This is a genomic window from Immundisolibacter sp., from assembly GCF_028696615.1.
In the GTDB taxonomy this organism is placed as follows: Bacteria; Pseudomonadota; Gammaproteobacteria; order Immundisolibacterales; family Immundisolibacteraceae; genus Immundisolibacter.
Window position 1 is genome coordinate 1 of sequence record NZ_JAQVGQ010000157.1, and the last position, 6327, is coordinate 6327.

7 protein-coding genes are annotated in these 6327 nt (G+C 71.4%); 6 read left to right on the forward strand and 1 reads right to left on the reverse strand.

Translation table 11 applies throughout. The features are described 5' to 3' along the window. Both PHC73_RS10265 and PHC73_RS10270 read left to right on the forward strand, forming a co-directional pair. On the forward strand, positions 1-2076 hold a 2076-nt coding region (locus tag PHC73_RS10265), incomplete at its 5' end, for a DUF748 domain-containing protein (RefSeq protein WP_300127592.1). Positions 2077-2127: 51 nt separating this feature from the next. Beyond that, positions 2128-3099 (forward strand): NAD(P)-dependent oxidoreductase, encoded by a 972-nt coding sequence (locus tag PHC73_RS10270; protein ID WP_300127594.1) that lies wholly within the window; start codon positions 2128-2130, stop codon positions 3097-3099. Positions 3100-3261: 162 nt separating this feature from the next. Here PHC73_RS10270 and PHC73_RS10275 read toward each other — a convergent pair whose 3' ends face one another. Continuing rightward, positions 3262-4371, reverse strand: a complete 1110-nt coding sequence (locus PHC73_RS10275; protein WP_300127597.1) for an LLM class flavin-dependent oxidoreductase — start codon at positions 4369-4371, stop codon at positions 3262-3264. Between the two features lie 76 nt (positions 4372-4447). On the opposite strand from PHC73_RS10275, the gene PHC73_RS10280 reads away from it, so the two are divergent. From PHC73_RS10280 to hemJ, 4 genes are read left to right on the forward strand one after another with little or no spacing between them, the layout of a single operon-like run. Further along, positions 4448-4783, forward strand: coding sequence for a cupin domain-containing protein (locus PHC73_RS10280; RefSeq protein WP_366949854.1), 336 nt, complete (start codon positions 4448-4450; stop codon positions 4781-4783). Beyond that, positions 4753-5292, forward strand: coding sequence for a metallophosphoesterase family protein (locus PHC73_RS10285; protein ID WP_300127603.1), 540 nt, complete (start codon positions 4753-4755; stop codon positions 5290-5292). The genes PHC73_RS10280 and PHC73_RS10285 overlap by 31 nt, the downstream gene beginning before the upstream one ends. 56 nt (positions 5293-5348) lie before the next feature. Further along, complete coding sequence (locus PHC73_RS10290; RefSeq protein ID WP_300127605.1) at positions 5349-5840, forward strand: TlpA disulfide reductase family protein; 492 nt, start codon at positions 5349-5351, stop codon at positions 5838-5840. A 14-nt stretch (positions 5841-5854) separates the two neighbouring features. Next, a complete protein-coding gene (gene hemJ, locus PHC73_RS10295) occupies positions 5855-6280 on the forward strand; it encodes a protoporphyrinogen oxidase HemJ (RefSeq protein ID WP_300127608.1) in 426 nt (141 codons plus the stop codon). Positions 6281-6327: the final 47 nt, after the last annotated feature.

Sequence of the window (6327 nt, forward strand, 5' to 3'; positions counted from 1 at the left end):
GCGCTCGCGCTCGGTGCGGATGGCGCGCTGCGCCTCAGCGACGGCCGCGTCAGCCTGCGCGGCGCGGCACTCACCGACGCCGCCGCCGCACCGCTGGCCGAGGTGGGCGAGCTTCGCGTCGAGGACCTCGCCGTCGATCTCGCCGCCCGGCGCCTGGCGGTGGGCGGCATCCGCGGACGCGACAACTGGCTGGCGCTGACGCGCGCCGCAGATGGGCGGCTCAACCTGCAGGCACTGACCGCGCCGGCCGGCGCTGCGCCGCCTTCCGCACCTGCGCCGGCGGCCGCGGCCTGGCAGGTCACACTCGGCGAGCTCGCGCTCACCGGCCAGCGCCTCAGCGTGCGCGACGACACCGTGCAGCCGGCGCTGCAGCAGGACATCACGCTCGACGAGCTGCGCATCGGCGCGCTTGGCGCACCCGAAGCGGTGCCGGTGCACCTGAGCGCACGCCTGGGCGACGCCGGCTCGCTGCTGGTCGACGGCCAGGCACGGCTGCCGGCCGGCCCGGCGGACCTCAAGCTCACCGCCGAGGGCCTGCCGCTCGCGCCGCTCATGCCGTATCTGCCGGACCTTGGCCCGCTCGCGCTGCGCAGCGGCACGGCGGCCGCCGACGGCCGGCTCACGCTCGCCGACACCGGCCCCGAGTTCCGCGGCCAACTGACACTGTCGCGGGTCGAGCTGTGGGATACCGGGCGCGACGAGTCGCTGCTGTCCTGGCGCACGCTGCGCGTGGACGATGTCGCCGCCAGCGCGCGCGGCGTCACCTCCAGCAAGGTGTGGATCAACCGCCCGGCGCTGCGCGTGGTGATCACCGAGGACCGCCAGAGCAACCTCGCCCGCTTCGGGCCGCGCGCGGTGGCGCCGGTGAGCGCCGCGCCGGCGCCCAAGCCGGCCGGCCCCGCGCCGACGCCGATGCGCTTTGCCATCGACACCGTGCGCGTCAGCCGCGGCACGCTCGACGTCGAGGACCACAGCCTCACGCCGCATTTCGCGGTCAGCATCCAGCAGCTCAAGGGCGACGTCACCGGTCTTGCCAGCGATGCTAAAAAACCGGCGCGCCTCGCCCTCACCGGGCGCATCGACCAGTACGCGCCGGCGTCGGCGGAGGGCAGCTTCACCGTGGCGGTGCCGCGCCGGGCGGCGTTCAAGCTGTCGTTCACCGGCGTCGAGATGGCCACGTTTGCGCCATACGTGGGCAAGTTCGCCGGTTACCGCATCGAGCGGGGCACGCTCGACGTCGACCTCGACTACCGCATCGACGGTCCGCAGGTGGTCGGCGACAACCGGATCATCCTGAACCGCCTGGTGCTCGGTGAGCGCGTCGACAGCCCGGACGCGCTGGACCTGCCGCTGACGCTGGCGCTGGCCGTGCTCAAGGACTCGCGCGGCGTGATCGACGTGGCGCTGCCGGTGCGCGGCGACCTTTCCAACCCGCAGTTCGACTACGGCGCCCTGATCGGCAAGGCCGTCAGGGAGCTGCTGGTCAAGGCCGTCAAGGCGCCGTTCAGCCTGCTGGCGAACCTGGTCGGCGGCAAAGAGGAAGACCTGCGCACGGTGGTGTTCGCGCCGGGCGCCAGCACGCTGGCGGCGCCGCAGCTCGAAGCGCTGCAGAAAGTGGCCAAGGCGCTGATCGCCCGCCCGCAGCTCGCCATCGAGATCCGCCCGGTGGCCGACCAGAACGACGCCCGCGCGCTGGCCGAGCGTGCGCTGGCGGCCGCGCTCGGCCAGACCGGCGGCGGCGACAGCGACGACGGCGACTGGGTGGACAAACTGTCGGCGCTGTACGAGCAACGCTTCGGCAGCCCGCCGCCGCCGGTACCGCCGCCGGCCGGCACCACGCCGAGCAGGCAGGAACAGCGCGCCGCCGCCGCCCGCGCCGGGCGCGAACGGCTGCTGGCCGCCATGGCGCCGGATGCCGCCGCGCTGCGCGCACTGGCACTGACGCGCGGCGAGGCCATCCGCGCCGCGCTGGTGGACAATGGCGTGCCGGTCGGGCGCCTGGCCATCGTGCGGCCGGCCGAAGGCGCCGAGCTGCCGCCGTCCGGCGTGAGCGAGCTGGCGCTTCGCGGGTCGTGATGCAACGCGCCGAGCGCGCATCGACACAATCGACACGAGAGGAGAAACCCCATGACGATTCTGGTAACCGGCGGCTGCGGCCTGGTGGGCTCGTTTGCGGTGCGCGAGGCAGTCGCCCGCGGCGTGCCGGTGGCGGCCTTCGACCTGGCCCTCAAGACCGACCTGCTGGCCGACCTGCGTGACAAGGTGACGCTGGTGCAGGGCAACGTGCTGCACGCGCCGGACCTGTACCGGGCAGTGCGCGAGCTCGACGTGACGCGCATCCTGCACACGGCGAGCTTCCTCACCCCGGGCGCCTACGCGCGGCCCTACGCCAACGCCGAACTGACCGTCATGGGCACGCTCAACGTGCTCGAATGCGCGCGGGCGATGGGCCTCAAACGCGTCGCTTACGTGTCCACCGGCAAGACCGGCTGGACCGGCGCGGCGTTCTCGAAAACGCTGGACAGCGGCCGCTTCGACATCCCGGCCGACCCGTACGCCAGCGCCAAGGTCGGCGCCGAGCTGCTGGCCAACGACTACCGCCAGTTGTACGACCTCGACGTGCGCATCCTGCGCCTGGGCGGGCAGGTGTACGGGCCGGGCTTCGCCTTTGCGGGCGCCATCGGCCAGGGCCTGCAGCCGTTCATCGAAAAGCCTCTGCGCGGCGAGCCGGTGCGCTACGACCAGCCGGTGCTGGCGCACTCGGCGCCCATCATCCCCATGCTGTACGGGGCCGATGCCGGGCGCGGCTGCATGGCCGCCACGCTGGCCGCCGACCTGCCGCACGTGGTGTACGACATCAACGCGCCGATCGCCGTCACGCTGTATCAGCTCGTGCAGGAACTGAAGCGGCTGATACCAGGCGCCGACATCGAGGTGCCGCAAGCGCCGACCGAGGCCGGCCCGTTCAAGGCCGGGCCGATCGCGGCCGACCCGCGCGCCCGGGCCGACTTCGGCTACCGGCCCGAGTACGACCTCGAACGGGGCCTTCGCGAGTACATCGAGTTCCTGAAAACCGGTCGTTACCAGCCGGTGGCCTGAGAGCTTGTGAATTTTTCAAGCGCTCAGGCCGGCCAGGGATGGCCGGACGCGAAGCGAGCCCGTAAGGGCTTGATTCGCGGGAGCCCGTCCGGGCGTGTACCGGACGGGCGACGCAAGCAATGCGCAGGACGCGCATTTCTTCACAAACTCTGCTTGCGCCCATCAGGCGCGAAGCCCCATTTCGCGCAGCAGCGGCAGCACCTTGGCTCCGAAATAGTCGAGCTCCGGCAGGTAATCCAGCCAGGACAGCAGCAGGATGTCGACACCGATGTCGGCCAGTGCGCCGATGCCGCGCGCCACCTGCTCGGGCGTGCCGACCAGCGGATAACCGCCCCAACCGACGATGAAGCGCTCGGCGAGCGCCCGCGCCGCCTCGGGCGTCATCGATGCGCTCTGCACGCCGAACGTGGTCAGTAGGTTGTCGAGCGCCGCGTAGTCACCCTTCGCCACGATGTCGTCCCAAGCGGCGCGCGCCTCGGCCTCGCTGTCTCGGCACACCACGGCGGCCGAGGTCATGATGCCGATGTCGCGCCCGTAGCCGGCCGCCTTGGCGCGGATGTGGCCGATCAGCTCGCGGCCCTCGGCGAGCGTCGGCACTATGCAGAAGTTGACGTCCATCTCGCGCGCCGCGTAGTCGATGCCGGCCGGCGACACGCCGGCATTGATCAGCAGCGGATGGGGCTGCTGCACCGGCTTTGGCAGCAGATAGCCGCCGCGCACGCGGTAATACTCGCCGGTGTAGTCGAAATCCTGCTCCTGCCATAGGCGCTTGCACACGGTGATCCACTCGGTGGCACGCGCGTAGCGGTCGTCGTGCGGCAGTTGCTGCACGCCGAACATTTCCATCTCGGGCGTGAACCAGCCGCACACCACGTTGATGCCGAAGCGGCCATGGCTGATGCGGTCGATGGTGGCGGCCTGCTTGGCGGCGACGATGGGGTGCACGGTCGGCACGTGCGAGGTGGCAAAGATGTGGATACGCTCGGTCACCGCGGCGAGCGCTGCCGCCCAGGTGTAGACCTCGAGGCAGTCGCCGTTGAAGTCGGTCTGCCCGCCGAAACCCTTCCAGCGCCCGACCGGCACCAGAAGATCGAAACCCAGCGCCTCGGCGCGCCGGGCGAGCACCAGGTTCTGCTCCCAGGTGGGCCGGAACGAGGATTCCGCGCTGCTGATGGTGCAGCCATTGCTCACGTTGCTGCCGAAAATGCCGAGCTTGATGCGCTGGGCGGGATCGAACAGCCGATGGCCGGCGCGGCCGCTTGGAACTGCCATGACCTTTCTCCTCTCGCTGCATCACCGGTCGATACCTGCCGCCGGCGTTTCGGGCATTTTCTGCCAAGATTACGGCATGGGCCCGAACGTGTTCGCCGATCTGCCGACCGCGCCGCTGGCCGCCGAGCGCGTCGACGCGCTGCTGAACCGGCCGGGACTGCGCGTCGAGCGCATCGTGTCCACCGGCCAGGCGAGCCCGCCCGGCTTCTGGTACGACCAGGCCGACCACGAATGGGTGCTGCTGCTCGAGGGCGCGGCCCGGCTCACGCTCGACACGCCCGCCGGTCTGCGCGAAGTACGGCTCACCGCCGGCGACTGGCTCGAGCTGCCGGCGCATTGCCGGCACCGTGTCGAGGCCACGCAGGCCGAACCGCCCACGGTGTGGCTGACGATCTTCTGGCCAGCCGACTGATGCGCGTGCTGCTGCTGGCCGACACCCACGGCGTGCTCGACGCGCGCATCGCCGAACTGGCGCAGGACTGCGCGCTTGCCGTGCACGCCGGTGATGTCGGTGGCAGCGCCGTGCTCGATGCGCTCACCGCGGCCGCCGGGCAGGTGCTGGCAGTGCGCGGCAACAACGACGTGCCGCACAAATGGCGGGGCTCGCCGGCGGATCTGGCCGCGCTGCCGCTGACGCTGCAGATTCCGCTGCCGGGTGGTGTGCTGGCGGTGGAACACGGCGACCGCCACCCGGCCGGCCAGCGCCACCGCCGTCTGCGCGCGGCGTATCGGCGGGCGAGCGCCGTGCTGTACGGGCACAGTCACCGCCTGCTCGACGACCGCGCCGCGCATCCCTGGCTGCTCAACCCTGGCGCCGCCGGCCGCAGCCGCACCGGCGATGGGCCATCGTGTCTGCTGCTGCAGGCGCAGGCGGGCGGCTGGCAGGTCGACGCGTGGCGCTTTGCCAAACCGACCCGCTGACCGCACGCCGGCGCCGGCTGGCAAAATGGCGGCCCCGACATGGAACCCCTGCCCCGATGTGCCGCCTGATCGCTTGTTTGCTGATTGCCGCCACCGCCTTTGCGGCGCCGGCCCACGCCGCCCCCGAGCGCCTGCCGGACGACGTCCGCTTCACGGCAGTCGACGGCCGCACGCTCGACGCCAAGGCGCTGCGCGGGCGGCCGCTGCTGATCGTGTTCTGGGCCAGCACCTGCGCGCCGTGCATCGCCGAAATGCCCGATCTGGCTGCCCTCTACGACGACCTGCACCCCAAGGGCCTGGAGCTGATCGCGCTGGCCATGCCCTACGACCCGCCGAACCGGGTGCTGGCCGCGCGCGAGGTGCTGCAGCTGCCGTTTCCGGTGGCCATCGACGTCAACGCCACGCTGGTGCGCCGGCTCGGCGTGCCGCCGCAGACACCGCAGTTCCTGCTGGTGGATGGCGCCGGCAAGGTGGTGGCGGTGCACGACGGCGTCTGGCCGATCCACGAGCTGCGCGCGGCGCTGGCGCCGCTGCTCGGTAAAGGCTGATGGGAGGCTCCGGCATGCTGTGGCTGAAGGCGCTGCACGTGATCGCCATGGTGTGCTGGTTCGCCGGGCTGTTCTACCTGCCGCGGCTGTTCATCTACCACGTCGACTGCCCGGACGAAGCCGGCCGCCAACGCTTCGAGGTCATGGAGCGGCGCCTTTACCGCGCCATCATGACCCCGGCGGCGGTGGTCACCGTGCTGGCCGGCCTGGGACTTTTGGCGGGCTATGCCTGGGACATGTACGGCCGCGCCGGCTGGCTGCACGCCAAGCTGACGCTGGTGGCGCTGCTGGTGGTCTACCACTGGCTGTGCGGGCGCCATCGCCTCGCGCTGCGCGACGGCCGCAATACGCACGGCGCGCGCTACTTTCGCGTCTTCAACGAAATCCCGACGCTGATCCTGATCGCGGTGGTGTGTCTGACCATCGTCAAACCGTTCTGATCTGATCCGCTGCGCCACCGGGGCGGCCGCACCCTGGCAAGGGATTT

Coding starts and splice junctions, on each gene's coding strand:
- PHC73_RS10270 (WP_300127594.1), top strand. CDS start 2,128: ATGACGATTCTGGTAACCGGCGGCTGCGGCCTGGTGGGCTCGTTTGCG.
- PHC73_RS10275 (WP_300127597.1), bottom strand. CDS start 4,371: ATGGCAGTTCCAAGCGGCCGCGCCGGCCATCGGCTGTTCGATCCCGCC.
- PHC73_RS10280 (WP_366949854.1), top strand. CDS start 4,448: ATGGGCCCGAACGTGTTCGCCGATCTGCCGACCGCGCCGCTGGCCGCC.
- PHC73_RS10290 (WP_300127605.1), top strand. CDS start 5,349: ATGTGCCGCCTGATCGCTTGTTTGCTGATTGCCGCCACCGCCTTTGCG.
- hemJ (WP_300127608.1), top strand. CDS start 5,855: ATGCTGTGGCTGAAGGCGCTGCACGTGATCGCCATGGTGTGCTGGTTC.